This window comes from Bradyrhizobium sp. CCBAU 25338, assembly GCF_028128965.1.
Classification (GTDB): Bacteria; Pseudomonadota; Alphaproteobacteria; order Rhizobiales; family Xanthobacteraceae; genus Bradyrhizobium; species Bradyrhizobium liaoningense.
On sequence record NZ_LFKY01000035.1, the window covers coordinates 226538 to 252377 of the forward strand.

Sequence of the window (25840 nt, forward strand, 5' to 3'; positions counted from 1 at the left end):
CATCGCCCCGGGATGACAGGTCAGTCCGCGTACAGCACGCGCCCGCGTGTCTCCGGCAGCGCGAAGGCGGCGATGAAGAACACCGCGTAAGCCACCACCGCGAAGATCGCGATCGCATTGGCGAGCGACGTCGTCGCCGACAGTGCGCCGACGAGGAATGGAAACAGCGCGCCGATGCCGCGGCCGAAATTGTAGCAGAAGCCCTGGCCCGAGCCGCGCAGCCGCGTCGGATAGAGTTCGGTCAGGAACGCGCCGATGCCGGAGAAATAGCCCGAGGCGAAGAAGCCGAGCGGGAAACCGAGTATCCAGAGGATCTCGTTGGTCAGCGGCAGCTGTGTGTAGAGAAGCACCACCGCCATGGCTCCGATCGAGAAGATCAGGAACAGATTGCGCCGCCCGATCCGGTCGGCGAGCCACGCGCCCACCAGATAGCCGATGAAGGAGCCGATGATCAGCGTCGCGAGATAGCCGGTCGATCCGACGATCGACAGGTGCCGCTCCTTGGTCAGGAATTGCGGCACCCAGAAGGTGACGGCGTAGTAGCCGCCTTGGCAGCCCGTCGCCATCAGCGACGCAAGCACCGTGGTCTTCACGATCGGAAAGGTGAAGATCTCCCAGAGCCTCGGATGACTGCCCGTTTCCGCCCGCCTGGCGCGGGCCTCGGCTGCGATCTCCGGCTCGGTGACAGAGCGGCGGATGTAGAACACCAGAAGTGCCGGCAGCGCACCGATCACGAACATCCAGCGCCAGGCCGTCTCCGCCGGCAGAAGCGAGAACAGGATCGCCTGCGACAGCACGGCCAGGCCCCAGCCGACCGCCCAGCCCGACTGGACCGAGCCGACCGCGCGCCCGCGATATTGGGGCCGGATCGCCTCACCCATCAGCACGGCGCCCGCCGCCCATTCGCCGCCGAAGCCGAGGCCGAGCACGGCGCGTGCGATCAGGAGCTGCTCGAAATTCTGCACGACGGCGCAGACCAGAGAGAAGAACGAGAACCAGATGATGGTGATCTGGAGCGTCCTGACACGCCCGATATGGTCGGAGAGATAGCCGCCGAGCCAGCCGCCGATGGCGGAGGCGAGCAGCGTCACCGTGCCGGCAAGGCCGGCCGAGGCCGCATCGACCTTCCACAGGGCGATGATGGTGCCGATCACCAGCGGGTAGATCATGAAGTCCATGCCGTCGAGCGCCCAGCCCGCAGCGCAGGCCCAGAACGTCCGCCGCTCGGGCGTGTTCATGTCGCGATAGAAGGCGAGCAGGCTGGTGTCCTCGATCTCCGCGCGTTCGATGCGCAGGTTCGGATCGGCGGTGGTCATGTGCGTTTCCCCGGCAATTGCTTTGGCCGGCCGGTGGTAGCATGCACGCCGGCCTGTGCAAGCCGGTGCGCGCTGCCGTGCCATGCAGAGAGAGCGGGCTACTGCGCCGCCGCTTCCGCGCCGCGCGTTCGCGGATCGGCCGCGCCGAGCAACCCGCTCGGCGTCACGAGAATCGAATTCGCCGATGTCTGCCCCATCGGCTCGACGATGAGGTGGCCCATGGCCTTCAGCGCGAGCAGCACGTCGTCGGGAAAGCCGCGCTCGACGCGCACCTCATCCGGTAGCCATTGGTGATGTAGCCGCGGCGTTGCGACGGCGGCCGCAACATCCATCCTGTAGTCGAGAACGTTCACGATCACCTGGAGCACGGTCGAGATGATGCGGCTGCCGCCGGGTGAGCCCGTCACCAGCACCGGCTTGCCGTCCCTCAGCACGATGGTCGGCGACATCGACGAGAGCGGCCGTTTGCCGGGGCCAGGCAGGTTTGCCTCGAAGCCGACGAGGCCATAGGCATTGGAAGCGCCGACCGCCGCCGTGAAATCGTCGAGCTCGTTGTTGAGGAGCACGCCGGTGCCGTCGGCGACGAGGCCGACGCCATAGCTGAAGTTCAGCGTATAAGTGTTGCTGACGGCGTTGCCGCGACCGTCGACGACGGAAAAATGCGTCGTGTTGCTGCCCTCACGGGGCGCGGCAGAAGCGGACACGAGCTCCTTCGACGGCGTGGCGCGTTCGGCAGAAATGCCCGCGCGCAGCCTGGCGGCGTAGTCCTTCGCGATCAGCGTCTCGATCGGGGCGTTGACGAAGGCGGGATCGCCGAGATAGCGCGCGCGGTCGGCATAGGCGCGCTTCATGGCCTCGATCAGCAGATGCAGCGATTCCGGCGATCCCTGCTTCAGATCGGCAAGCTGAAAGCCTTCGAGGATGTTGAGCGTCTCCAGCAGTACCACGCCGCCGGACGAAGGTAGCGGCATCGAGACGATGTCATAGCCGCGATAGGTGCCGCGCACCGGCGCGCGGATGACCGGTCGATAGGCCTCGAGGTCGGCGGGCGTCATGATCCCGCCGGCATCGGTCACGGCCTTGGCGAGTTTCTGGGCGACCTCCCCCTCGTAGAAGCCGCGCGGTCCCAGTGCGGCGACGGCCGACAGCGTTTCGACGAGATCGCCCTGCACCAGCCGGTCGCCCTCGCCCAGCGGCGTGCCGTCAGGCCGCGAGAAGATCTTGGCCGAGGAAGGCCAGCGTGCCAGCCGCCGGTGCCAGCTCGGCAGCGTATCGGCGATGTCGTCGCTGACGATGAAGCCATCGCGTGCGAGCGCGATGGCGGGCGCGAGTAGCTGCGCCAGCGTGAACTGGCCGGAGCCGTATTTGTCCAATGCCAGCGCGAGGCCCGCGACCGTGCCGGGAACGCCGACGCCGAGCGCGGAATCCCGTGACTTCGTCGCGTCAGGCTTGCCGTCTGCGCCGAGGAAGATCTGTGGCGTCGTCGCAGCCGGCGCGGTCTCGCGATAGTCGATCGTGATGTCCTCGTTGCGATCGGCGGAATGGATCACCATGAAGCCGCCGCCGCCGATATTGCCGGCGCGTGGATAGGTGACGGCCATCGCAAAGCCGGTCGCGACCGCAGCGTCGACCGCATTGCCGCCGCGTCGCAGGATGTCGGCGCCGACCTGCGCAGACAACCTCTCCTGCGCCACCACCATGCCGTGCTCGGCGGCGACGGCGCGCACCGTGTCGCGCGCGGGCGGCACATAGCCACGCCGCGCATCCTGAGCGGTCGCAGGAGCGAGACTGAACGCCAGAGTGGCTATGAAGGCGAAGAATGTCCGTCGTGTCGAATATGATGACATCATCAAAACGTCCGCCGTGGCCTCGGGCCAGTTCACACACCTCGCTGCAATGCTATACGGTTTGCTCCAAGAGGGACAAAACTGTTCGTGATGAGGACCGCGGGATGACGACGATTGCCCCCGATGTGCGTATGGCCGGCGCGCAGCGGACCTATCCGCCGCGCGCTGCCGTCGTCAGCTGGATCTTCTTTGATTGGGCCGCGCAGCCCTATTTCACGCTGGTCACGACCTTCGTGTTCGCCCCCTATTTCGCGACCAGCGTTGCGCCAAATCCCGCGACCGGTCAGTCGCTGTGGGGTTTTGCGATGGCCGCCGCAGGCCTTGCGATCGCGCTGCTGTCGCCGGTGCTGGGGGCCATCGCGGATGCATCGGGCCGCAGGAAGCCATGGATCGCAGGTTTCGGCGTGGTGCTGGTGCTGGCATCCTGCACGCTGTGGATCGGCAAGCCCGGCGACTACGCCATCATACCCTTGCTGCTCACCGCGGTTGCGCTCGCCAGCGTCGGTGCGGAGTTCGCAACCCTCTTCAACAATGCGATGATGCCGACCCTGGTGCCGCCGGAGCGCATCGGCCGGCTCTCCGGCACCGGCTGGGCTACCGGCTACGTCGGGGGCATCGTCAGCCTGATCATCGTGCTCGGCTTTCTCGCCGCGAATCCCGAGACCGGTCGCACGTTGCTCGGCTTCGCGCCGTTGTTCGGGCTCGATCCCGTGACTCATCAGGGCGATCGCGCTGCCGGGCCGTTGACCGGGCTATGGTTCATCATCTTCGTGACGCCGATGTTCCTGTTCACGCCGGACTATCCGGCGAAGCGCCCGTTGCGCGAGGCGCTGCGCGAAGGTCTGTCCGAGCTGAAGCGATCGATCAACGGCCTGCCCAGGCAGAAGTCGCTTGCGGCATTCCTGCTCGCCAACATGATCTACACCGATGGTCTGGTGTCGCTGTTCGCGTTTGGCGGCATCTATGCCGCCGGCACGTTCGGTTGGCATACGATCCAGATCGGCACCTTCGGCATCATGCTCGCGATCGCCGGCGCGTTCGGCGCGTGGCTCGGCGGCAAGCTCGACGATCGTCTCGGGCCGAAGCGCGTCATTGCCGGGAGTCTGCTGGTCCTGCTGCTGTCGGTGACCGCGATCCTTCTGGTCGACAAGGACAGTGTCCTGTTCGTCAAGGTCGCTCCGCCGCAGGCAGGCGCTCCCCTGTTCTGGAGCGCGGCGGAGCGCGCCTATCTCGTGCTCGGCTGCTTGATCGGTGCAGCCGGCGGCCCGCTCCAGGCCGCCTCCCGCACACTGCTGATCCGCCTCGCACCGAAGGATCGCATCGCGCAGTATTTCGGCCTGTTCGCATTGACCGGAAAGGTGACATCCTTCATCGGCCCGCTCTTGATCGGCGTGATCACCGCCGTGACCGCAAGCCAGAAGGCCGGCATGGCCGTGCTGGTGGTGTTCTTCGTTGCAGGACTGGGGTTGTTGATGCGGGTGCGGCAATAGCGGCACCACCGTCGTTCCGGGGCATCGCGGAGCGATGAACTCTGGTGCGCAATTGCGCACCAGAGTTCGCGCTGCATGCACCCCGAAATGAAAGCGGCTTCAATGCCTGAAGTGCCGTGTTCCCGTGAACACCATGGCGATGCCGTGCTCGTCGGCGGCCTTGATCACCTCGTCGTCGCGCATCGAGCCGCCTGGCTGCACCACGGCGGTGGCGCCGGCCTCGATGCAGGCGAGCATGCCGTCGGCGAACGGGAAGAACGCATCCGACGCCACCACCGAGCCCTTGGTGAGCGGCTGGGCGAGCTTCAGCTCGGCTGCGGCATCCTGCGCCTTGCGCGCGGCAATGCGGGCTGAATCCACCCGGCTCATCTGGCCCGCGCCGATGCCGACGGTGGCGAGATCCTTGGCGTAAATGATGGTGTTGGACTTGACGTGCTTGGCCACGCGGAACGCGAACTTGAGATCGCGCATCTCGGCATCGGTTGGCGCCCGCTTGGTCACGACCTTGAAGGTCATGTCGTCGACCACGGCGTTGTCGCGGCTCTGCACGAGGAGGCCGCCGGCCACCGTCTTGGCGGTCAGGCCCGGCGCGCGCGGATCGGGCAGGCTGCCGGCGAGCAACAGGCGGAGGTTCTTCTTGCCGCCGATGATGGCGATCGCCTCCTCGCTGGCGTCGGGCGCGATGATGACCTCGGTGAAGATCTTGGTGATCTCGCGGGCGGTGTCGGCATCGAGCGGACGGTTCATCGCAATGATGCCGCCGAACGCCGAGGTGGAATCGCAGGCCAGCGCCTTGCGATAAGCGTCGACGAGGCTGGAGCCTTCCGCGACGCCGCAGGGATTGGCGTGCTTGACGATGACGCAGGCCGCGGTACGCCTGGCGTCGAACTCGCCGATGCATTCATAGGCCGCATCGGTGTCGTTGATGTTGTTGTAGGAGAGCTCCTTGCCCTGGAGCTGCCGTGCGGTGGAGACGCCCGGGCGCTTGTCGGGCGTCGCGTAGAACGCCGCGGTCTGATGCGGGTTCTCGCCATAGCGCAGCGACTGGATCAGCCGGCCGCCGAAAGCGCGGAAGTCGGGCGCGTCGATCTCGAGCTGACGGTTGAACCAGTTCGAGATCGCGGCATCATACGCCGCGGTGCGCGCATAGGCCTTTGCCGCGAGCCGCCGGCGCAGCTTCAGCGTGGTCGCGCCCTTGTTGGCGGCGAGCTCGTCGAGCACGGCCTGATAGTCCTGCGCCTCGACCACGACGGCGACGTCGTCATGGTTCTTGGCGGCGGCGCGGATCATCGCGGGTCCGCCGATGTCGATGTTCTCGATGCAATCCTCGAAGCCGGCGCCCTTCTCGACGGTCGCCTCGAACGGATAGAGATTGACGACGAGGAGGTCGATCGGCGCGATGCCATGCGTCTTCATCGCGTCGGCATGCTCCTTGTTGTCGCGGATCGCGAGCAGGCCGCCATGCACCTTCGGATGCAGCGTCTTGACGCGGCCGTCCATCATCTCGGGGAAGCCGGTCAGCTCGGACACGTCCTTCACCTTGAGGCCGGCTGCGGCGATGGCCTTGGCGGTGCCGCCGGTCGAGACCAGCTCGACATCGTGCGCGGCAAGCGCCTTTGCGAATTCGATCAGGCCGGTCTTGTCGGAGACGGAAAGGAGGGCGCGGGTGACGCGGCGGGGATGGTCAGTCATGAGCAAGATCCTCTGTCTTAAGGAGTGTCTATGCCCAGGCGCGCGGCGGATGTGTCCCGCGCTTCCCGATGGTGCTCCATCCAAGGTCGCCAGTCGCGCGAGCGCGTGTTCGTTAGCAGCTTTTGCCCGTTTTCACAACGACGAGATGCGTTGAATTCGTGCGTCTACAGCGGAAGTTCCGGCTCGCGGCGAGCGTTGCGGCGGGCATTGGTGACGGCCGGCGAGGCAGTGGAGCGGACAAAGCTCCAGCGGATCGAGGGCGCCTGCCGCGCGTCCTGACGGATCACGATCTGGGCGGTGCGGCGCGGGCCGTCATTGCCGGCCAGGAACACGCTGTCCTCGAGGTCGACCTTGTCGTCGAGCGCCTCGAAGGTCCAGACGTCGCGGTTCGGCAGCACCAGCATCACGCCGCGGGCATCCGAGAGCCGACTCGCCTTCACCGCCGGATGCAGATGGAAGCGCAGCGCGAAATCGGCATCCGCGCCCTTGAAGCGTCGGCCCTGCGGCGGCGAGAGCGTGTCCTCGCCGTCGACGCGTGCGCCGTCGTTGGCGACCATCAGCACGCGACGGTGGATTGCCCCGAACTTGGCGAGGTAGCCGTCGTGCGATGTCGTGAGCAGCGTGCCGTTCTGCACGATCTCGCGATAGCTTTCGACCTCGACGGGACCGCTGGTGATGGGCGCGCCGTGCAGGAGCCGCTTCATCGCCGACATCTCGACGAACTGGCATGACGAGGTCTCGTGATAGGTCAGCGTCGAATGCGCCGGCGTGCTGCGTGCGAACGGTCGCCAATTGTCGCGGCCCGTGGTCGGCATGCCGCAATTGGTGACGATGCGGCTGATGCCCGAGGACAGTTCGAACGACAGGCAGCCGGCGTGGGCGTCGTGGCTGACGCCGGCCGGCGGCGGCGGTCCGGTGTCGATGATCACAGTGGTCTGGCCGGCATCGAGGCGCTGGAAGCCGGTATGCGGCATGTTCGCCATCGGCACGCCGTGGGTGTCGTCATAGGCGAGCAGCGTGGCGAGCAGGTCCGAAGAGGTCGCGCTCATGCCGTTGAACAGGGCGAAATTGCCGTCGCCGTGCCGGAAGAAGCGCAGCATCGGCATCATGCGATCGATCGCGTTGAGCAGCGCCGGCGGCGGCGCGATGTTGCGCGCCGCAAAGGTCTGCCGCAGTGGCAGCAGGTCGATCAGGAGTTCGATCAGCGCGCCCGGGTTGCGTGAGATGTGTCCACCGTCGGGCAGGATCTGCCGCTGCAATTCGTCCGACAGCTTCTTCGAGGCGCTGCGGATGTGACGCGCCTGGTTGGCGAGACACAGGGCCGCATAGCACAGTGCGATCAGCACCTGGAGCTTCGGCACCCCGTCCGGAATGTCGACCATGGCGTAGCGCAGGAAGCGGATCTCGCGAGCCAGGGCGCGCAGATAACGGCGATAGAACTTGTTGTCGGTCTCGCCCAGCACCAGCGGCGCCTGCGACAGCAGCGAGATCACGCGCCTGGCCAGCACGTCTGCGCGGCGCGCGACGGGGCGGCGCTTGTTGGCGGGGTTGGCGATCCAGTCCTCGATGAGCGCGCGCGCATTCGCTCGCGTCAGCGCGGTGTCGGCGGCGCGCAAATGACGCAACCAGCCGAAGCCGAGCAGTGCAACTTCCCAATCCTCCGACGGCGGCTCGAGATCGAAGATCGAGCGGCCGTGGCAATTGACGATCTTGCCGGCGAAGACGAACCGGCCGGCATAGATTTCGGCGGCGCGGGTCGCGTCCGCGGTGCGCAGGTCGTGCGGTGCGATGATCAGCCGGTCGGTGCGGCCGGGCCAAACCCGCGACAGCGCAACGGAACCGCCGCTCGCGCGCGCGAGCATGTTCCGCGCGAAGCGGTTCATGACCAGCGTCGAGATATGTCTGCGTTGAGCGACCGACACGCCTTGCCTTGAAGGGGGAGAGGACGACGAATCCTTATTAATCCCAAAATCGGACGGCTGACACCACCTTGAACGGCGCGAATCAGCGTCGTGATGGCAAAATCCAGTGCAAAATCAGGATTTAACGAGACGGGCCGCGAAAAATCCGTCGAGGCCGCCGAGCTTGGGATCGGCGTTCGGCAGATGGCAGGGCAAGGTGCGAAGGTCGCCGTCCCGGTTAAGGATTTCGTCGAGGCCTGCGACCTCCGACGCGTCGATCGGAACACGGCGAAGCGCAGGCTCGGCGGCGAGTAGCGCCGCCACGGCCTGTTCGCCTTCCTCGGGTTCCAGCGAACAGGTACAATAGACCAGTGTCCCGCCGGGCTTGAGCAGCGACACCGATTTTCGCAGCAGCCGCTGCTGCAGCGCCGCCAGCGCGGCGATGTCGGATTCCTGCCGCAGCCACGCCACGTCGGGATGGCGGCGGATCGTGCCGGTCGAGGTACAGGGCGCGTCGATCAGAATACCGTCGAAGGCCTCGGCCGGGCCGGCCCATTCCACGGCGTCAGCAACGACAGTCTCCGCCTGGAGCGACAGTCGCGCCAGGTTTTCGCGCAACCGAGCCACTCGCGCGGGCGAGCGGTCGATGGCCGTGACACGCGCGCCGGCATGCGCCAGCTGCGCGGTCTTGCCACCGGGGGCGGCGCAGAGATCGGCAATGGACTTGCCCTTGACGTCGCCGAATAGCCGGGCCGGCAGCGCGGCAGCGGCGTCCTGCACCCACCATTGTCCTTCGGCGAAGCCGGGCAGCATGGTCACCGAACCGTGCAGCAGCATCCGCACCGTTCCCGTCGGCAGTGTCTCGCCATGCAGGCGGCTCGCCCATTGCGCGGGATCGGACTTCACCGTCAGATCGAGCGAGGGCTCGTGGCCGAGCGCCAGCGCCATGTCGCGTGCGGTCGCCTCGCCATAATGCGCGCTCCAGCGTGCAAACAGCCATGGCGGCAGATCCAGCGATTGTGTCGCGACCTCCTCGATCAGCCCCTTGCCCTCGCGCGCGCAGCGACGCAGCACGGCGTTGACGAGGCCGGCATAGCGCGCGGCGCGGCGGTCGGATTGCACGAGGCGAACGGAGAGGTCGACCGCGGCGTGATCCGGCACGTCCATCCAGAGGATCTGCGCCGCGCCGATCAGGAGCGCGCTCTGCGCGCGGGGCGCATCGGAGGGAATGCCCTTGTCGAGCAGGCGGGACAGCACATGGCCCAGCGTGCCGAGCCGGCGCAGCACCGTGGCGACGAGGCGGCGCATCAGCGCGCGGTCGCGGTCAGCCAGCGTCTTCAGTCCGGGATGGGCGCCGCTGCCGTCGAGCTGGTCGTCGAGCGTGCGGTGCTTGTGCAGCACGCCGTCGACGATGTCGGCGGCAATCCGCCGTGCCGCAAGACCGGGCACTTCGGATGGAGGGACGAAACGTTGAGATGGCATGCGGAAGCAAGGTTCTGAGCGAGCGGCAGTTCCGCCGCAATGGCGCATGCCTCGAGAGACTCGATCTCTGGCATGCGAATATGCCAAATGTAAGAATGGACCCTCGCGATTGCAGCCCGCAATGACCATTTCAGCAATGCGTTATTGGACCTCGCACTTCCCGTGATCCTGCGTTAGGAACCCACCGAGATGAGTGACCAGCCCTCCCGTCCCGATCGCAAGCCGCTGTCGCCGGCCGCCCAGCGGGCGTTGGCCGAAGCCGAGGCGCGCCGGCAGGCTGCGGCGGCCGCGCGTGATGAAGCTGCGCCGAAGGAGTTGCAGGGGCCAAAGGGTCCGGAGCCAACCCGCTACGGCGATTGGGAGCGCAACGGCATCGCTTCGGACTTTTGAGACGCCGCTCTACGCGCGCTCCTCATGAGCCATCTTGCCGGTTCAGCCGACTCAGCCCTAGCGTGCGCGGATGTCGCGCTTCGATCCCAGCCGTCACTACCGGACTTCATACAGCGGCTCGCCGTTCGGCCGTCGCTTCTCCGGACTGTTGCCGTGGATGTTCGTGGTCGGCGTTGTGACGGCCGTCGTGCTCGGCTTCCGCCAGGGAACGATCTGGCCCATTCCGCATGCGGATGACGAACGGTCGCGCGATGCCGAAATCATCCTGCAGCAGTCCGGCGCGGCGGGTGCTCGTCAACCGGTCGAGGTGATTCGCACCGTCGACGGCGACACGTTTCTGGCGCGCGTGCACCAGCACAACGGCGGCGATCTCGTCGCACGTGTCCGGCTGCGCGGCATCGATGCGCCCGAACTGAAGGCGTCCTGCCAGGAGGAGCTGGACAAGGCCGAAGCTGCTGCCCGCGCGTTGCGCGATCTGCTCAGTCAGGGGGGCGTGACGATCACCAATCTCGGCCCCGACAAATACGGTCGCGTTCTCGCCGACGTCGCCACCCGGAAGACCGCGAGCGTTGCGGCGGCAATGCTCGCCGGCGGCTTTGTGCGCAGTTACAATGGCGGCCATCGCGACGGCTGGTGCGCGCGGGGCTGGCGCTTGTGGTAACAAGAAAGCCGCGTGGCAACATGCGGCTTCTATCTCGACTGTTTCAGGCGATCAGCGCGTCACGACCACCGTCGTGCCAACCGAGACGCGGCCGTAGAGATCGGTGATGTCCTCGTTGAGCATGCGGATGCAGCCATAGGAGACGAAGCCGCCGATCGAGCCCGGCACGTTGGTGCCGTGGATGGCGTATTCGCCGCCGGCCAGCGTCATCGCCGCGACGCCCATCGGGTTGCGCGGCGAGCCGCCGGGAATGACATCGGGGATATTCGGCTTGTCGCGCTTCACCTCGGCGGGCGGCGCCCAGGCCGGATTGAGATACTTGCCCTCGATCTTCGTCGTGCCGGCCCATTGCTTGCCGGCCTTGCCGACGCCGACCGGATACCGCACGGCGTGGCCGTTATCGAGGATGAGATAGAGCCGCCGCTCGCTGGTCCTGACCACGATGGTGCCCGGCGAATAGTCGGCGAGGTGCGTGCCCACCAACTCCGGCCGCGCCTCTGCCGCGGTCGACATCAAGGCCCCAACCCCGATGGTGGCCGCCAGCGCCGCCGCAATTCTCATCGACATCGATGCTTCCCCTTGCCCCAAATGGATTGTCCAAAAATTACGCAGAACCCGGCAATCGCCGCCGCGCCAGGCCCTCGTTAGCGCTTCATTCTGAACCGCGCCTGTTAACCGGATGGTTTCCACGCGCGGCCGCCGAGGGCCGGCCGGCAGCGGGAACAAAGGAAATGTTCGAAATAAAGTAAATGATCTGAAAACAACACTTTCCGGGAAAGATGCCGGCCGCGCCCTGACAAGAGCGTGAGGATGTTGAACGACTGTTGTTTTGGAAGGATCGCGAGCTGTTAGTTGCTCTCGTGTCCCGGACGCGCAGTAGCGCCTGAGCGTTGCTGCGCAGAGCCGAGCCCCAGGAGGCCACACGTTCCGCCGCTGCATGGGCCCCGGCTCAGCAGCGCACCGCTGAAGTGCGCGCTGCGCTGCGTCCGGGGCCCAAGATCTTACGCCGACTTCCGGTTCTGCCGGTTCTTGACGAGGTCGTCGACCACCGCCGGATCTGCCAGGGTCGAGGTGTCGCCCAGGCTGCCGGGCTCGTCCTCGGCGATCTTGCGCAGGATGCGGCGCATGATCTTGCCGGAGCGGGTCTTGGGCAGGCCCGGCGCGAACTGGATCTGGTCGGGCGAAGCGATCGGGCCGATCTCCTTGCGCACCCAGGTGACGAGCTCCTTGCGCAGATCTTCGGTCGGCTGGACGCCGGCCATCAGGGTGACATAGGCGTAGATGCCCTGGCCCTTGATGTCGTGCGGGAAGCCGACCACCGCCGCCTCCGAAACCTTCTCGTGCGCGACCAGTGCGCTCTCGACTTCTGCGGTGCCCATGCGATGGCCGGAGACGTTGATGACGTCGTCGACGCGGCCGGTGATCCAGTAATAGCCGTCGGCGTCACGCCGGCAGCCGTCGCCGGTGAAGTACTTGCCCTTGTAAGTCGAGAAATAGGTCTGCTCGAAGCGGGCGTGATCGCCATAGACCGTGCGCATCTGGCCGGGCCAGGACCGCGTCAGGCAGAGATTGCCGGTGGTCTCGCCTTCCAGCACCTTGCCATCGGCATCGACGATCTCGGGCACCACGCCGAAGAACGGCTGCGTCGCCGAGCCAGGCTTGAGCCTGGTCGCGCCCGGCAGCGGCGTGATCAGGATGCCGCCGGTCTCGGTCTGCCACCAGGTGTCGACGATCGGGCAGCGGTCTTCGCCGACGACGCGGTGATACCACTCCCAGGCTTCCGGATTGATGGGCTCGCCAACGGAGCCGAGCAGGCGCAGGCTCGCCCGCGAGGTCTTCTTCACGGGCTCGTCGCCGCCCTGCATCAGCGCGCGGATCGCGGTCGGCGCGGTATAGAAGATGTTGACCTTGTGCTTGTCGATGACGTTCCAGAAGCGGGAATTGTCCGGGTAATTCGGCACGCCTTCGAACATCAGCGTGGTCGCCCCGTTCGCCAGCGGCCCGTAGAGGATGTAGCTGTGGCCGGTGACCCAGCCGACGTCGGCGGTGCACCAGTAGATGTCGCCGTCGTGATAGTCGAAGACGTATTGATGCGTCATCGAGGCGAACACGAGATAGCCGCCCGTGGTGTGCAACACGCCCTTGGGCTGACCGGTCGAGCCTGAGGTGTAGAGGATGAACAGCGGGTCTTCGGCGTGCATGTGCTCGACCGGGCATTCCGTCGTGACCATGGCCGCCGCCTCGTGGTACCAGAGGTCGCGCGTCGGATTCATGTCGACCTTGCCGCCGGTGCGCTTGACCACCACGACCCAGTCGACGCCGTCGGCCTTGGCGAGCGCTGCGTCGACATTGGCCTTCAGCGGCACCTTCTTGCCGCCGCGCAGGCCTTCGTCCGCGGTGATGATCACCTTGGACTGGCAGTCGTTGATGCGCTGGGCGAGGCTGTCCGGCGAGAAGCCCGCGAACACGACCGAGTGGATCGCGCCGATGCGTGCGCAGGCGAGCATCGCATAGGCGGCTTCGGGAATCATCGGCAGGTAGATGGTGACGCGGTCGCCCTTCTTGACGTTGCGGGTGCGCAGGATGTTGGCCATCCGGCAGACCTCGTCGTGCAGCTCCTGATAGGTGATGTGCTTTGACTGCGAGGGATCGTCGCCTTCCCAGATGATCGCGGTCTGGCTGGCGCGCTTGGCGAGATGCCGGTCGATGCAGTTGTGAGCAACGTTGAGGACTCCGTCCTCGAACCATTTGATCGAGACGTTGCCGGGCGCGAACGAGACGTTCTCGATTTTCGTCGGCGCCTTCATCCAGTCGATGCGCTTGGCCTGCTCTGCCCAGAAGCCGTTCGGGTCCGAGATCGAGCGGGCGTACATCTCCTTGTACTTGGCCTGGTCGACCCAGGCGCGCTTCGCCCACTCCGCGGGGACGTCGTAGATCTTCTCGGACATGCTTCCCTCCACATGCGGCAGGCCGAACGCCAGCGACCGGCGAGCCGACTTGATCATTGACTGATTATGCGTCGGGCTAACCGGACCCGACAAGGAGCACAAGCTGGACCTTCGGCGGGCCACCGGCCATGCGGAGGATCAAGGTGACCTGCCGCGACTGTCGCAGATCTGAAACAGGCGCCGCGAGCGGCCTTTGGGCCTTCACCCGGATGTGCGGACCAGGCCGGTGCAGAGCTCTCATGCACCCCGTGGAGGTATTTAGAGACCTCCTCTCACTGATTCGGGACTCGCAATACGGTTCGGAACACCCTAAATGGCCAACCCGGGTCCAAAGAGACCCCTCGGAACAAAAATCAGAACAACGGCATTGATCGATAACAGGCAGGGCTAAAGGCGTAAGACCATGATGGATCAGCAGAATCTCGGGACGATGCGGCCCGCTTCAGCCGATCCTGCGGCCATTGCCCTGGCCAAAGCCCTCGGACAATGGCCCAAACCGGCCCCTTTCCGGCGCCCCAGCCCGAAAAAGACCTTCGATACGGCGCCGGCGACGGTCGAGGCGCTCGCCAGGGAGCATGGCCTGCGGCTCGGCGACCAGAACGAGCTGACCATCCGGCGCGTCAAGCGCGGCAAGGGCTACTCCTTCGTCCGTCCCAACGGCGCGCATATCCGTGATGCCCGCACCATCCGCCGACTGCACGCGATGGCGGTGCCGCCGGCCTATCGCGAGGTGCGTTACTCCGCCGATCCCAACTCGCACCTCCAGGCGGTGGGCCGCGATGCCGCGGGCCGGCTGCAATATCGCTATCACGCCGATTGGGAGAAGGTCCGCGAGCATCGCAAGGCGCATCGCCTGGAGAAGCTCGTCGGCGCGCTGCCAAAAATCCGGCGCAAGGTCTCTGCGTTCCTGTCGGGCGACGAGCCGACGCGCGAGTTCGCGCTCTCGGCCGTGATCGAGCTGATCGCGCGTACCGCGATCCGCCCCGGTAATGAGTCCTATGCCCGCCTCAACGGCACCCGCGGCGCCACCACGCTGCTGAAGTCCAACGTCATGCTCGAAGACGACTGCTTCGTGCTGACCTTCAAGGCAAAGGGCGGCAAGGCGGTGCGTAAGGAGTGCGACGCCGCCAAGCTGGTGCGCGCCATCCGCATTTTGCAGGGCGTCCCCGGCAAGCGCATGTTCCAGTATCGCGATGCCTACGGCATCGTGCGCGCGGTCAACACCACGCAGGTGAACGCGTTTCTGCGCGAGATCGCCGGCATCAAGATCTCGCTGAAGGATTTTCGTACGCTGATGGCGTCCGCCGTCGTCGTGGAATCGCTGTCGCGGATCACGCCGGCGACGAGCCAGCGCGGCCGCAAGAAGCAGGTGCTGGACGCAATCCGCGCCGCCGCGGACAAGCTCTCCAACACGCCGGCGATCTGCCGCAAGAGCTACGTCCACGATACCATCGTCACCGCGTTCGAGGAGGGCATCCTCGAGCGCTTCGCCGCGACCATGAAGGGTCAGCGCTCGCAGGGGCGGCGCGAGCAGCTGCTGGCACAGGTGGTGGCGACGGCGGCGGTGTAACGCGGGTGCGGTATAGGGTGGGCAAAGCGAAGCGTGCCCACCACTTCTAACGAGATACCGAGAAAGATCGTGGGCACGGCGCTAAGTGCGCCTTTGCCCACCCTACGACAGCTGTGCCTGCCGCGCTAAATCCCGCCCATCTTGCAGACGTAGCCCGCATGAGCATCGCGATATGCGGGACCAGACCATCCCGGATGTCGCTGCGCTCATCCGGGCTACGGCAGCTTCGACTACAGCCCACCCATCTTGCAGACGAGCTTCCACTCCTCCGTCGTCACCGGCTGCACCGAGAGGCGCGAATATTTCACCAGGGCCATGCCTTCGAGCTTCTTCTCGGCCTTGACCGCGGCCATCGTCACCGGCGTCTTCAACGGCTTGTCGGCCTTGATGTCGACGCAGACGAACTTGCCCGTCTTGTCGGTCGGGTCGGGATAGGCTTCCTTGATGATCTCCGCGATCCCGACGATCTCCTTGCCCTCGTTGGAATGATAGAAGAACGCCTTGTCGCCCTTCTTCATGTTCACGAGGTTTTGGCGCGCGGTGAAATTGCGCACGCCGGTCCAGGCCTCGCCCTTGGCGCCCTTCGCGACCTGCTGGTCCCAGGACCACACCGACGGTTCGGATTTCACGAGCCAGTAGTTCATGACAACGCGCCCTGTCCATTCGTCATGGCCGGGCTTGTCCCGGCCATCCACGTCTTTGTCACCAGTTCAATATCAAGACGTGGATGCCCGCGACAAGCGCGGGCATGACGAGAAGACGTCATTCCTCTGCCTTGAAGGGGCGCGTCATCAGCGCCGAGATCGCGGAATCGATCGTGCTTCGGCCGCTCAGGATCGCCGCGACCGCTTCCGATACCGGCAACTCGATGTTTTGCGAAGCTGCGAGTTCGATCAGCACAGGTGCCGTGAACTCTCCCTCGGCGAGCTTGCCGGCGGGAGGCTGCTCGCCGCGCCCGAGCGCAAGTCCGAGCGCGAAGTTGCGCGATTGCGGGCCCGAGCAGGTCAGGATCAAGTCGCCGAGGCCGGACAGGCCGGTGAGCGTCTCGCTGCGCGCGCCGAGCGCGCGGCCAAGGCGCGTCAGCTCGGCAAAACCGCGGGTCGTGAGCGCAGCCTGTGCGGAGGCGCCGAGCTTGCGCCCGACCGCGATGCCGACTGCGATCGCCAGCACGTTCTTGGCCGCACCGCCGATCTCGACACCCCGGACGTCCGTGGAGTGATAGGGCCGGAACGTCGGCGAGCCCAGCGCCTGCACGAGCGCGCGCGCCAGCGCCTCATCGCTTGCCGCCAGGGTCACTGCCGTCGGCAGGCCGCGTGCGACGTCGTCGGCAAAGCTCGGGCCCGACAAGATCGCCGGCTGCGCGTGCGGCGCGGCCTCGGCGATCACGTCGGTCATGAATTTGTGGGTGCCGTGCTCGATGCCCTTGGCGCAGGCGACGATCGGCACCGGCCTTGCGAGGTGAGAGGCCAGCATGTTGACCGCGCCGCGCAAATGTTGCGCCGGTGTTGCAATCAGCAACATCTCCGCACGCGCGGCGAGCGCCAGATCGCTCGTCACGACAATGTCCGGCGCAAGCTGAACGCCCGGCAGCCGTGGATTATCGCGCGACGACGCGATCCGCGCGGCATGCTCGGTATTGCGCGCCCAGAGCGTGACGCTCCGGCCGGCGCGCGCTGCCACCGTCGCCAGCGCCGTACCCCAGGCGCCCGCGCCGATCACTGCGACGGATTGCAGCGCGGCCATCGCTAAAATCCCGCCCGGGTGTTGCCGTAACCCGCGGGTGCCGTCGCGTTGGCGTCGAGCAGCCACCGTGCGCGCGGCTGCGCCTCCATCGTGTCGGTCAGGCCGAGCGCGAGGCGTTCGGCGCCGGCCCAGGCGATCATCGCGCCGTTGTCGGTGCAGAGCGCGGGCGGCGGCATGATCAGTTGCGTCCCGGCCTGCCTTGCAACGTCATGCAGAGCGCCGCGGATCGCTTGATTGGCCGCGACACCGCCGGCAGCCACGAGCGCGCGCGGCGCGCCGAACTGCTCGCGGAAAAGTTTCAAGCCGACGCTCAGCCGGTCGGCCGTCGATTCGAGCACGGCGGCCTGAAAACTCGCGCAGAGATCGCTGATGTCCTGCGGCGTGAGCTCAGCCAGCCGGCTCGCTTCGGTGCGCACCGCCGTCTTCAATCCCGACAGCGAGAAATTGGCATCGGGACGTCCCTGCATCGGCCGCGGAAACGCAAAGCGGGTGGCATCGCCGCTCGCCGCCGCGCGCTCGACCTGCGGTCCGCCCGGATAGGGCAGTCCCAGCATCTTCGCGACCTTGTCGAAGGCCTCACCGATCGCGTCGTCGACCGTGGTGCCGAGCCGTACATATTGGCCGACGCTGGTGACTGCGACGATCTGGGTGTGGCCGCCGGAGGCGAGGAACAGGCAATAGGGAAATTCGATTCCGTCGGTGAGGCGCGGCGTCAGCGCATGCGCTTCGAGATGGTTCACCGCGACCAGCGGCGTGTCGTGTACCATCGCGATCGCCTTCGCGGTGGTAAGCCCGACGATGACGCCGCCGATCAGGCCCGGCCCCGCGGCGGCCGCGACGCCGTTGAGCTGGGCAAAGCCGATGCCGGCCTCGCGCATGGCGCGGTCGATGATGCCGTCGAGCAGATCGACATGCGCGCGCGCGGCGATCTCCGGCACCACGCCGCCGAAGCGGGCGTGTTCCTCGATCTGCGACCGCACGATGTTGGACAGGATCCGGCCGCTGCCGTCAGGCGCGCGTTCGATCACGGCCGCGGCGGTTTCGTCGCAGGTGGTTTCTATGCCCAGCACCAGCATTGGCGAATTGTTATCCAATTTGCGCCCTTGCGCTCATCCATAAAGCAGCGTTCTGGTACGTCCGGTAGCATTCCGGGGTCGGCTTGCGCAATCGTCACGCGCAACCGTCCTGGTCAATGCGCCACCGCCACGTGGTTCGGGAACACCAGCGATGTCCATTCTTGTCACACGGCCGCATCCCGACAATGAGGCGACGGCGGAAGGTCTGCGCGCGCGGGGGCATGCGGTGCTGCTCGCGCCGGTGCTCAAGTTCGAGCCGGTCGCCGTCCATGACGAGAGTGAAGGTCCCTACGGCGCCGTTCTCGTCACATCGGCCAACGCGATCCGCGCCGTCGCGCCGCAATTGCCGGAGCTCGGCCTCCTGAAGCTGCCTTTGTTCGCGGTCGGCGAGCATACGGCTGCTGCGGCGCGCGAGGCCGGTTTCGCCGAGGTGATCGTCGCCGGCGGCGATGCTGCTTCCTTGCGCGACAGGGTGATGCAAAGCGCGCGCGACAAGGTGCTGAAGAAAAAGAGCGCGCTGCTGTATCTCGCCGGCGCGGAGCTGTCGCGCGACCTCGGCGGCGAACTCGGTGCGGAAGGCTTCCGCGTCGTCACGCGGACCACGTATCGCATGGCGCCGGTCAAGCATCTGCCGCGCGGGGTTTGCGAGGGCTTTGCCGCGCACGGGGTCGAGGCGGTGCTGCACTACTCCCGGCGCAGCGCACGCGCGTTCCTGGATGCGGCGCGGGACGAAGGCGTCGAAATCTCGGCGCTGGCCATTCCGCATTGCTGCCTGTCCGAGACGGTTGCGAGCGTGCTGCGCGACGCCGGCGCGTCACGGGTCCTGGTGGCAGCAACGCCGGACGAAAGTGCCCTATTCGACACCTTGGAGCGTGCGTTGCGCACCCGTTTGGCGTAAGAGGTCAGGCCGAATCCGACGCAATCTGGTTCATCCAGGTAATGGAAGTGTGAGGAACCGTCACGATGGCCGACGACAAGCCTGAAGACGCTGGATTGGCGCCCGAGACGGGTCGTACCAAGCGCACCCCGCCCACCATCGATCTTGAGGCGACGGAAGTTTCGACCCAGCCGCAGCAGGTCGCGGGCGAGCCCGAGGCGTCCGAGCATGCCGCGCAGGAGCAGGCCAGGTTCGAAGAGCCCGGATCCGAGGAGGTCAAGACCGAGCCTCAGTCCGAGCCTGCAGAGGAGCAGGTTTCCGTCGCGGCCGCACCCGTGTCGGCGCCGATTTCCCCCTGGATCATTGCACCGTTTTCCGGCGCTGTCGCGGCCGCGGTCGTGATCGCGGTCGGCTGGATGCTGGGCTGGCCCGCGGTGCAGGCGCCGCCGGCCGCGCCTGAGGTCACCCGTGCGACAGTCGATGCGCTGAGCGCACGCGTTGCCGCGGTTGAAGCCAGGGCCGGCAGGCCCGCAGCCGATCCGGCCATGGCGGCGCGGATCGACGCGTTGGAGAAATCCGCGAGCAGCCTGCGCAGCGACATGGCCAATCTGCGTGCGCAGTCCGACAAGACTGCGAGCGCCCTGAACGACGTGAAGGTTGCATCGCCTGCTGCAGCGCCGGATCTTGCCGCCGTCATCGACCGCATCGCCCAGCTCGAGCGCGCCGGCAAGACGGAGCGCGCCGAGCTCGCGCGGCAGGGCGAGAAGATCGCCGAGGCCAGGACGATGGACGACAAGCCGCTCCGCCATGTGGTGGCGGCATCCCTGCTCGACGTCGCCGTCCGCCACGGCGATCCCTATCAATCGCAATTGGCCGCGGCGCGGTCGCTTGCGGCCAAGCCCGACATGCTGAAGCCGCTCGACGCGTTTGCATCGTCCGGCATCCCGACGCCAGCCGCGCTGAGCCGCGAGCTCCTCAACATCGTGCCGAAGCTGTCGCCGCCGGCGGAAGCTCCGCCGAGCGATGCCGGCATCGTCGAGCGTCTCCAGGCCGGCGCGTCAAAGCTCGTTCGCATTGAACGTACCGACGGGGTCGGCAACGATCGCGGCGCCATCGTTGCGCGCGTGACCGCGGCGGCGCTTCGCAATGATTTCGTGGAAGCGAGGCGCGAGCTGAAGACTCTGCCTGAGGCCGATCGTGCCCCGGCGCGGGCCTGGCTCGACAAGACCGATGCCCGCGAAGCCGCGCTCGCCGCGTCCCGCAAATTCGCCGACGATGCCATGGCGGATCTCGCCAAGTCCGATCCTGTCAAGTCCGATCCTGTCAAGTCTGATCCGACCAAGCCTCTTCAGTAAAAGTTCACGCAACAATCGGCGCGTATAGGGATCGCCATGCTTCGCATCGTCCTCTTTCTCGTCCTGATCGCGCTGGCGGCGGCCGGCGCGGCCTGGGTTGCCGATCAGCCCGGCGACCTCGTGCTGACCGCGGGTGGTTTCCGCATCTCGACGACGCTTCCCAGGTTCGTTCTCCTGCTTGGCCTGTTTGCCGTGGCCGTCGTGCTGGTCTGGAGCATCCTGACCACGATCTGGCGCACGCCGGGGCGTCTGCGCCGCCGTCGCCACGAAAAGCGCCAGGCCCGCGGCCGCCACGCCATCACCCACGGCCTGCTCGCGATCGGCCATGGCGATTCCGCGCTCGCCCGCCGTCACGCCGACGCGGCACGGCGGCATGCGCCGAACGATCCGCTCGCGCTGCTGCTGCACGCGCAGTCGGCGCAGCTCGAAGGCAATCGCGACGAGGCGCAGCGCGTCTTCCGCGTCATGGCCGAGCGCGAGGACACGCGGCTGCTCGGCCTGCGCGGCCTGTTCATCGAGGCGCAGCGCGCCGACGATGTGGTCGGCGCGGTGATGATCGCGGAGGAAGCGATCAAGCTGTCGCCGTCCTCGACCTGGGCCTCGCATGCGGTGCTCGGCTTCCGCTGCGCGCGCAGCGACTGGAGCGGGGCACTCGCGATCCTCGACTCGAATCTGCGCGCGGGGCAGATCGACAGGCAGACCTATCGCCGGCAGCGCGGCGTCCTGCTCACCGCGCGCGCGCTGGAATTGCAAACGATGGACCGCGACGTCGCGCGCGAGAGCGCGATGGAGGCGGTCAAGCTCGCACCGACCCTGGTGCCGGCGGCGGTGCTCGCGGCGAAATTCGAGAGCGAGGCGCATCAGGTGCGCCGCGCCATGAAGCTGGTGGAAGCCGCTTGGCTCGCCAATCCGCATCCCGATCTCGCGGACGCCTATGCGCATGTGAAGCTCGGCGATACCGCGTGGCACCGCTTGCAGCGGGTCGAGACCCTCGCCGCGAAGACGCCAGCCGACAAGCCCGGTCATTTCGAAGGGCAGCTCGCGATCGCACGCGCTGCGATCGAGGCCTCGGAGTTCGCCCGCGCGCGCGAGGTGCTCGCGCCTTATCTCAAGGATCCGACCCAGCGCGTCGCGCTGCTGATGGCCGAGCTCGAGCGCACCGAGCATGGTGATGGCGGCCGCGCCCGCGCCTGGACCTTGCGCGCGGTGCGCGCCCGCCTCGATCCCGCCTGGACCGCGGACGGCTATGTCAGCGACAGCTGGCGTCCGGTCTCCCCGGTCACCGGCCGTCTCGATGCGTTCCAGTGGCAGACACCGGTCGCCAGCCTGCCCTCGGACCGGGGCGCCACGATCGAATACTCGGCCTTCGAGGAGGCCATGCTGGCCGCTCCGCCGCCGAAGCGAGTGGCCGCCGCTGCCAGCGAGGCGCCGGTGGAACCGCCGGTGACGGCCCCGGTGTCAACGCCGGCCGCCCAGGACAATTCGCCCCCCCAGGCCCAAGAGGTTGCCGGGGAATCCACGAAGGAGGAGCCGGTGGTCGCGCCGTCCGAGCCGGTGAATCCGGCTCCGGCACCGGCCGAATCATCGCAGCAAGCGGAAACGCCGGTCTTCCGAACCCGAGCTGACCTCGGCAAGCCGGCTTCGGCGCCGATTCAGGCCGTCATCCCGATCGTCCGTGCGCCGGATGATCCCGGAATCGACGACGACGGCCCCACCGATGAATTCACGGAACAAATCGGCACGCCGAAGGCCCAGGCCGGCGGCTGGCGCGGATTCTGGTCCCGCTGGGGCGCGTGAAGCGCATTTCGCGTCCCGCTTGTCCTTGCCAATTCGGGCCATGCCCGATATCAGGAGCGCGCGTATCGGGGCCGGCATCGCCCGGGTCCCGGCAGGGTCGCCGCAATAGCTCAGTCGGTAGAGCACGTCATTCGTAATGACGGGGTCGGGGGTTCGAATCCCTCTTGCGGCACCACTCTCTCTTCTCCCACGTTCTCCACCGTTCGTTTTCAGCGGGCAACCAACTGAAAACAATCGTTATTCTGCATCACGCGACCGTAACAGTTCGTTCTGGTTCGTTGACAGCCGGAACAATTGTTGGCCTTCTTGTTGGCCTTTAACCTGATGCGATTTGCAGAAGGCCAACATTTCGGGGCAGGCATGGCGCGCGGAAAACTCACGGACGCGACTATCAGGAACGCCAAGCCCGGCGAGCGGCTGGTGAAGCTGTCGGACGGTGGCGGCCTGCAGCTGTGGCTCACGCCAAGCGGCGGCAAGCTCTGGAATTTTGCCTATCGGTTCGGCGGTAAGCAGAAGAAGCTGTCCCTCGGGGAATACGGCAAGGCGCCGGCCGGCGTGCCGCTGGAAGCCGCCCGCAAGTGTCGGGATGAGGCGGCGGGCCTGCTGCGCCAGGGCATCGACCCAACCATGCAGAAGCGCCAGAGAAAGGCAGCGCGGGCCGAAGCCTTGGCCAACACGTTCGAGTTGGTGGCCGATGAATTGTTGGCCAGAAAAAAGCGGGAAGGTGTTGCTCTCGCCACGGCCGACAAGCTGGACTGGCTGCTCGGCTTAGCGAAGGCCGATTTGGGGCCGCTGCCGATTGCCGACATTTCGGCCGGCGAGGTCTTGCGAGTGCTGCAACCGCTCGAGGCGGCCGGCAAGCTCGAAACGGCCAAGCGCCTGCGCGCGGTCATCGGTGCGGTGTTCCGCTACGCCGTTGCGACAGCGCGCGCCGATAACGACCCGACGCAGGCGCTGCGCGGCGCAATCGCCGCACCGAAGCCGAGACACCGGGCGGCGATAATCGAGCCCTTGGCATTCGGTGGCCTGCTGCGGGCGATCGAAGGCTTCCAGGGCCAGCCAACAACGAGGGCAGCGCTGCAATTGCTGGCGTTACTGGCGTGTCGTCCCGGCGAATTGCGTCATGCGACGTGGCCTGAGTTCGATCTGGACAGCTGTGTGTGGAGTATCCCTGCCGAGCGAACCAAGATGCGCAGGCCCCACCGGATTCCGCTGCCTGCGCAAGCCGTCTCTATCCTGAAGGCATTGCACCCGATCACGGGGCATGGCGTCGCTGAGCTCGTCTTTCCCGGATTGCGCGCTGTGACGCGGCCGATCAGCGAGAACACGCTTTGCGCTGCGCTGCGCCGCCTTGGCTATTCGAACGATGAAATGGTTGCACACGGCTTTCGCTCCACGTTTTCGACGCTAGCCAATGAAAGCGGCAGGTGGAGCGTCAACGCTATCGAGGCGGCGCTGGCGCACATCGAGCCAAACGCAGTGCGCCGTGCCTACGCGCGCAGCGACTATTGGGATGAGCGAGTGAAGCTGATGACGTGGTGGGCGGACCACTGCGACACGTTGCGCCAGGGCGGGAGCGTTGTGCCCTTCAAGCAAGCCGGCAATTCTGCCGGGTGAAGGGGCGAGAGCGAGCGATAGAAGGATCTCGGCGATTGCATTGATTCACGAAAGTCGCGCGGGCCGGATGGCTATCCGTTGGGTGCGCTTCACCGCCGCGCCTGCCCGCGCGGTGACCCTTCGCGGTGGTGCGGTGAAGTATGGAAAGAACTTCGAACGGGAGCGCTGGTACGGCTACATCGTCCGCTGCCGAAACGTCGATTTCAGAATCCAGGAGCGGGTGGTCAAAGCCTCTAGACGGCTGGGTCCCGGTCCGCATGGCAGTGTTTCAATTTGGAATTGAAGCACCGCCGCACACCCTTGAGTACCTCGCCGACCTTCTTCGAGAAGAGGCCAATGCGTTCAAAGCTGAAATACATCGAGAGAACGGTGAGTTTCAGTTCGACTTCACGCCGGGAGGTGGAGGAGCATCATCATCCTGGGGTGGCGCGCCCTGGACGCTACTGGGGCTACCGAAGATCGAACCAAAGCCCGAGGCAGACGCTCTCTTTCGCAAGGTGGGCGTCGTCAGGGTCAGCGACGCAGAAGCAACGGAACACGCCCGGCGGTTGGCGGACGTGCGTCATGCGACACGCCTCGTTTGGCGTGGCCTCATGCTTCCGGCATTTGATCGCGCTGTGGCGGCAGGACAGGTGAGGCTATATGCCCGCATCCCGTCACCTCTCGACGACTTTCAAGGGCTGCCTGCGGACCTCTGGCCTCAGCTGGAGGTCTTAGATTGGGAGCACGGAGTGGCGGTCGATTTAGATGGCACGCTCTATAGATCGATTCACGCTGTGGATAGCGCGTTGCCAAGTGCCACGGTTCAGGTCGAACGATCCTCACCGATCGCAAACGGCGGTGTTTCGGCAATGCCGGACAAGTCCGGCGGACAATCGTTCAAAGCCCAAGACGCCGTCCTGGTCGAAGAAATGCGCCTGTTGATCACGAAAGGTGAGGTCAGTAGCGTCACCGCAGCCGCGCGCGCGGTGACGTCAAAGGCTCAAAAGCTCGGAAGCGAGGAGTCTGTCGTTGAGAGACTGCGACGGGCCTACGGAAGGCAGTATCCGACCAGGCGGAATGTCTAGCCAAGAGTTGGTACCGCTCCCGACTTTGGCTCTACCAAACCGTTACCTTCTCCCAAGCCCTGCAAATCACGGAAGCTCGCAGCACGTCGTGCGCAATCGCGCACGGTCAACGAAAGGACGTGCTGGATGAATCTTCCTCCTGCCTCAACCTCGATCGACTTGTCGGCTGCGCCGGCCGACCAGTCCACGCCCACCGGCGGTGCAATGAGTGTCGAAGAGTTTTGCCGGTGGGCATGTGTCGGCAAGACGAAAGCCTATGCCGAAGCCAAGGCCGGTCGCTTGGTCCTGCGCAAGATTGGCGCCAAGACCGTCATCATCCGCGCTGATGCCGAAGCCTGGCTGCGCGCGTTGCCCGCCGCATCGTCGGCGGCCGCTTAGCTCCCTTCCCATTCAGCACCCGTTGCGGGCTTCTCGGACGAGAAAGCCCGCGCCGCCTGCAAGCGGACACGGGCCAAAGAAAGTAAGCACCCATGACTTCTACCAAAAATTATCCACGCCACAAGTCTGTCCATCGTCTGGATCTGCTTGACTGGCTGCGCGGGCAGGACAACCCGACGGACCGTTGGCGGCACGAAACCCTCAGTCCGGCTACCGCTGCCGGCAGTTTCGTCGCGCGCCGGTATCGAGTTCGTCCCGGCATCGCTGACCTGATCGCCGACCTGGCCGGCCTTGGAAGCGAGGTACGCTCATGAGCTATCCCAAAGCTCCAGGCTTCAAGTCCCGCGGTACGAGCAGTATGGCTGCCCGCCGGATTGCACCGCATGCAACTGCGTTGCGAGATCGGATTCACGCTTTTCTGAAAGCGAACTATCCGGCGTCGTTCACGGCTGACGAGGTGGCTGAACGGCTCGGGGCATCGATTCTAAGCGTGCGACCCCGCGTAACGGAGCTCCTCCAGGGGGGCCTGATCATCAAGACAGCCTCGCGCCGGAAAAATGTTTCCGGCATGAGCGCAGTCGCGGTGCGCTGGCGCGATCCGGTGAAGGAGGCGTCTTTTTGAGTTCCTCAGCC

General features: G+C 66.2%; 22 protein-coding genes, 1 tRNA gene and 1 riboswitch. Of the genes, 13 read left to right on the forward strand and 10 right to left on the reverse strand.

The window, feature by feature from the left end:
• Positions 1-20: 20 nt before the first annotated feature.
• Together ACM42_RS16295 and ggt are read right to left on the reverse strand one after the other, a co-directional pair.
• Positions 21-1316, reverse strand: a complete 1296-nt coding sequence (locus tag ACM42_RS16295; protein WP_271528866.1) for an MFS transporter — start codon at positions 1314-1316, stop codon at positions 21-23.
• Positions 1317-1414: 98 nt separating this feature from the next.
• Positions 1415-3166: a gamma-glutamyltransferase gene (gene ggt / locus ACM42_RS16300; RefSeq protein WP_271528867.1), complete on the reverse strand. Its 1752-nt coding sequence runs from the start codon at positions 3164-3166 to the stop codon at positions 1415-1417.
• 101 nt (positions 3167-3267) lie between these two features.
• On the opposite strand from ggt, the gene ACM42_RS16305 reads away from it, so the two are divergent.
• Positions 3268-4653, forward strand: a complete 1386-nt coding sequence (locus ACM42_RS16305) for an MFS transporter (protein WP_271528869.1) — start codon at positions 3268-3270, stop codon at positions 4651-4653.
• 99 nt (positions 4654-4752) lie between these two features.
• Here the strand turns inward: ACM42_RS16305 and purH are convergent, their stop codons facing one another.
• The 3 genes from purH to ACM42_RS16320 form a co-directional block, all read right to left on the reverse strand.
• Complete coding sequence (gene purH / locus ACM42_RS16310; protein WP_271528871.1) at positions 4753-6345, reverse strand: bifunctional phosphoribosylaminoimidazolecarboxamide formyltransferase/IMP cyclohydrolase; 1593 nt, start codon at positions 6343-6345, stop codon at positions 4753-4755.
• Between the two features lie 25 nt (positions 6346-6370).
• A riboswitch (ZMP/ZTP riboswitch) is annotated at positions 6371-6452 on the reverse strand.
• A 57-nt stretch (positions 6453-6509) separates the two neighbouring features.
• The gene (locus tag ACM42_RS16315; RefSeq protein WP_271528873.1) at positions 6510-8228 is read right to left on the reverse strand and encodes a heparinase II/III family protein; all 1719 of its coding nucleotides are present in this window, start codon (positions 8226-8228) and stop codon (positions 6510-6512) included.
• Between the two features lie 153 nt (positions 8229-8381).
• Positions 8382-9728 (reverse strand): RsmB/NOP family class I SAM-dependent RNA methyltransferase, encoded by a 1347-nt coding sequence (locus ACM42_RS16320; protein ID WP_194390711.1) that lies wholly within the window; start codon positions 9726-9728, stop codon positions 8382-8384.
• A gap of 189 nt (positions 9729-9917) precedes the next feature.
• Between ACM42_RS16320 and ACM42_RS16325 the strand changes: the two genes are divergently transcribed.
• Positions 9918-10118, forward strand: a complete 201-nt coding sequence (locus ACM42_RS16325) for a DUF1674 domain-containing protein (RefSeq protein WP_061880084.1) — start codon at positions 9918-9920, stop codon at positions 10116-10118.
• 70 nt (positions 10119-10188) lie between these two features.
• Positions 10189-10779, forward strand: a complete 591-nt coding sequence (locus ACM42_RS16330) for a thermonuclease family protein (RefSeq protein WP_271528874.1) — start codon at positions 10189-10191, stop codon at positions 10777-10779.
• A 51-nt stretch (positions 10780-10830) separates the two neighbouring features.
• Here ACM42_RS16330 and ACM42_RS16335 read toward each other — a convergent pair whose 3' ends face one another.
• Positions 10831-11346, reverse strand: coding sequence for a L,D-transpeptidase (locus ACM42_RS16335; RefSeq protein WP_271528875.1), 516 nt, complete (start codon positions 11344-11346; stop codon positions 10831-10833).
• Positions 11347-11780: 434 nt separating this feature from the next.
• Positions 11781-13727 carry an acetate--CoA ligase gene (acs, locus tag ACM42_RS16340; RefSeq protein WP_271528876.1) on the reverse strand — a complete coding sequence of 649 codons (1947 nt, stop codon included), beginning with the start codon at positions 13725-13727 and terminating at the stop codon, positions 11781-11783.
• 403 nt (positions 13728-14130) lie between these two features.
• Between acs and ACM42_RS16345 the strand changes: the two genes are divergently transcribed.
• Positions 14131-15297: a DNA topoisomerase IB gene (locus ACM42_RS16345; protein ID WP_271528878.1), complete on the forward strand. Its 1167-nt coding sequence runs from the start codon at positions 14131-14133 to the stop codon at positions 15295-15297.
• 230 nt (positions 15298-15527) lie between these two features.
• Here the strand turns inward: ACM42_RS16345 and ACM42_RS16350 are convergent, their stop codons facing one another.
• The 3 genes from ACM42_RS16350 to tsaD form a co-directional block, all read right to left on the reverse strand.
• Positions 15528-15941 carry an EVE domain-containing protein gene (locus ACM42_RS16350; RefSeq protein ID WP_271528880.1) on the reverse strand — a complete coding sequence of 138 codons (414 nt, stop codon included), beginning with the start codon at positions 15939-15941 and terminating at the stop codon, positions 15528-15530.
• 118 nt (positions 15942-16059) lie between these two features.
• Positions 16060-17040: an NAD(P)H-dependent glycerol-3-phosphate dehydrogenase gene (locus ACM42_RS16355; RefSeq protein ID WP_271528881.1), complete on the reverse strand. Its 981-nt coding sequence runs from the start codon at positions 17038-17040 to the stop codon at positions 16060-16062.
• Positions 17041-17042: 2 nt separating this feature from the next.
• Entirely contained in the window at positions 17043-18116 is a 1074-nt protein-coding gene (gene tsaD / locus ACM42_RS16360; protein ID WP_271528983.1) for a tRNA (adenosine(37)-N6)-threonylcarbamoyltransferase complex transferase subunit TsaD, read from the reverse strand.
• 151 nt (positions 18117-18267) lie between these two features.
• On the opposite strand from tsaD, the gene ACM42_RS16365 reads away from it, so the two are divergent.
• From ACM42_RS16365 to ACM42_RS16405, 9 genes are all read left to right on the forward strand, one after another.
• The gene (locus ACM42_RS16365; RefSeq protein WP_271528882.1) at positions 18268-19014 is read left to right on the forward strand and encodes a uroporphyrinogen-III synthase; all 747 of its coding nucleotides are present in this window, start codon (positions 18268-18270) and stop codon (positions 19012-19014) included.
• A gap of 65 nt (positions 19015-19079) precedes the next feature.
• Positions 19080-20348, forward strand: coding sequence for a COG4223 family protein (locus tag ACM42_RS16370; RefSeq protein ID WP_271528883.1), 1269 nt, complete (start codon positions 19080-19082; stop codon positions 20346-20348).
• 36 nt (positions 20349-20384) lie between these two features.
• Complete coding sequence (locus tag ACM42_RS16375; RefSeq protein WP_271528884.1) at positions 20385-22145, forward strand: heme biosynthesis protein HemY; 1761 nt, start codon at positions 20385-20387, stop codon at positions 22143-22145.
• Positions 22146-22244: 99 nt separating this feature from the next.
• Positions 22245-22320, forward strand: a tRNA-Thr gene (locus ACM42_RS16380).
• A 122-nt stretch (positions 22321-22442) separates the two neighbouring features.
• Entirely contained in the window at positions 22443-23762 is a 1320-nt protein-coding gene (locus ACM42_RS16385; protein WP_271528886.1) for a tyrosine-type recombinase/integrase, read from the forward strand.
• Between the two features lie 257 nt (positions 23763-24019).
• Positions 24020-24829 (forward strand): hypothetical protein, encoded by an 810-nt coding sequence (locus ACM42_RS16390; protein ID WP_271528888.1) that lies wholly within the window; start codon positions 24020-24022, stop codon positions 24827-24829.
• 126 nt (positions 24830-24955) lie between these two features.
• Complete coding sequence (locus ACM42_RS16395; protein WP_271528890.1) at positions 24956-25207, forward strand: hypothetical protein; 252 nt, start codon at positions 24956-24958, stop codon at positions 25205-25207.
• Between the two features lie 92 nt (positions 25208-25299).
• Positions 25300-25521 carry a hypothetical protein gene (locus ACM42_RS16400; RefSeq protein ID WP_271528892.1) on the forward strand — a complete coding sequence of 74 codons (222 nt, stop codon included), beginning with the start codon at positions 25300-25302 and terminating at the stop codon, positions 25519-25521.
• Entirely contained in the window at positions 25518-25829 is a 312-nt protein-coding gene (locus ACM42_RS16405; RefSeq protein WP_271528894.1) for a hypothetical protein, read from the forward strand. Before ACM42_RS16400 ends, ACM42_RS16405 begins: the two co-directional genes overlap by 4 nt.
• Positions 25830-25840: the final 11 nt, after the last annotated feature.

What these genes read in the sequence shown, in the direction of transcription:
- ACM42_RS16295 (WP_271528866.1), bottom strand. Translation starts at nt 1,316, where the DNA reads ATGACCACCGCCGATCCGAACCTGCGCATCGAACGCGCGGAGATCGAG.
- ggt (WP_271528867.1), bottom strand. Translation starts at nt 3,166, where the DNA reads ATGATGTCATCATATTCGACACGACGGACATTCTTCGCCTTCATAGCC.
- ACM42_RS16305 (WP_271528869.1), top strand. Translation starts at nt 3,268, where the DNA reads ATGACGACGATTGCCCCCGATGTGCGTATGGCCGGCGCGCAGCGGACC.
- purH (WP_271528871.1), bottom strand. Translation starts at nt 6,345, where the DNA reads ATGACTGACCATCCCCGCCGCGTCACCCGCGCCCTCCTTTCCGTCTCC.
- ACM42_RS16315 (WP_271528873.1), bottom strand. Translation starts at nt 8,228, where the DNA reads ATGAACCGCTTCGCGCGGAACATGCTCGCGCGCGCGAGCGGCGGTTCC.
- ACM42_RS16320 (WP_194390711.1), bottom strand. Translation starts at nt 9,728, where the DNA reads ATGCCATCTCAACGTTTCGTCCCTCCATCCGAAGTGCCCGGTCTTGCG.
- ACM42_RS16325 (WP_061880084.1), top strand. Translation starts at nt 9,918, where the DNA reads ATGAGTGACCAGCCCTCCCGTCCCGATCGCAAGCCGCTGTCGCCGGCC.
- ACM42_RS16330 (WP_271528874.1), top strand. Translation starts at nt 10,189, where the DNA reads ATGTCGCGCTTCGATCCCAGCCGTCACTACCGGACTTCATACAGCGGC.
- ACM42_RS16335 (WP_271528875.1), bottom strand. Translation starts at nt 11,346, where the DNA reads ATGTCGATGAGAATTGCGGCGGCGCTGGCGGCCACCATCGGGGTTGGG.
- acs (WP_271528876.1), bottom strand. Translation starts at nt 13,727, where the DNA reads ATGTCCGAGAAGATCTACGACGTCCCCGCGGAGTGGGCGAAGCGCGCC.
- ACM42_RS16345 (WP_271528878.1), top strand. Translation starts at nt 14,131, where the DNA reads ATGATGGATCAGCAGAATCTCGGGACGATGCGGCCCGCTTCAGCCGAT.
- ACM42_RS16350 (WP_271528880.1), bottom strand. Translation starts at nt 15,941, where the DNA reads ATGAACTACTGGCTCGTGAAATCCGAACCGTCGGTGTGGTCCTGGGAC.
- ACM42_RS16355 (WP_271528881.1), bottom strand. Translation starts at nt 17,040, where the DNA reads ATGGCCGCGCTGCAATCCGTCGCAGTGATCGGCGCGGGCGCCTGGGGT.
- tsaD (WP_271528983.1), bottom strand. Translation starts at nt 18,116, where the DNA reads ATGCTGGTGCTGGGCATAGAAACCACCTGCGACGAAACCGCCGCGGCC.
- ACM42_RS16365 (WP_271528882.1), top strand. Translation starts at nt 18,268, where the DNA reads ATGTCCATTCTTGTCACACGGCCGCATCCCGACAATGAGGCGACGGCG.
- ACM42_RS16370 (WP_271528883.1), top strand. Translation starts at nt 19,080, where the DNA reads ATGGCCGACGACAAGCCTGAAGACGCTGGATTGGCGCCCGAGACGGGT.
- ACM42_RS16375 (WP_271528884.1), top strand. Translation starts at nt 20,385, where the DNA reads ATGCTTCGCATCGTCCTCTTTCTCGTCCTGATCGCGCTGGCGGCGGCC.
- ACM42_RS16390 (WP_271528888.1), top strand. Translation starts at nt 24,020, where the DNA reads ATGGCAGTGTTTCAATTTGGAATTGAAGCACCGCCGCACACCCTTGAG.
- ACM42_RS16395 (WP_271528890.1), top strand. Translation starts at nt 24,956, where the DNA reads ATGAATCTTCCTCCTGCCTCAACCTCGATCGACTTGTCGGCTGCGCCG.
- ACM42_RS16400 (WP_271528892.1), top strand. Translation starts at nt 25,300, where the DNA reads ATGACTTCTACCAAAAATTATCCACGCCACAAGTCTGTCCATCGTCTG.
- ACM42_RS16405 (WP_271528894.1), top strand. Translation starts at nt 25,518, where the DNA reads ATGAGCTATCCCAAAGCTCCAGGCTTCAAGTCCCGCGGTACGAGCAGT.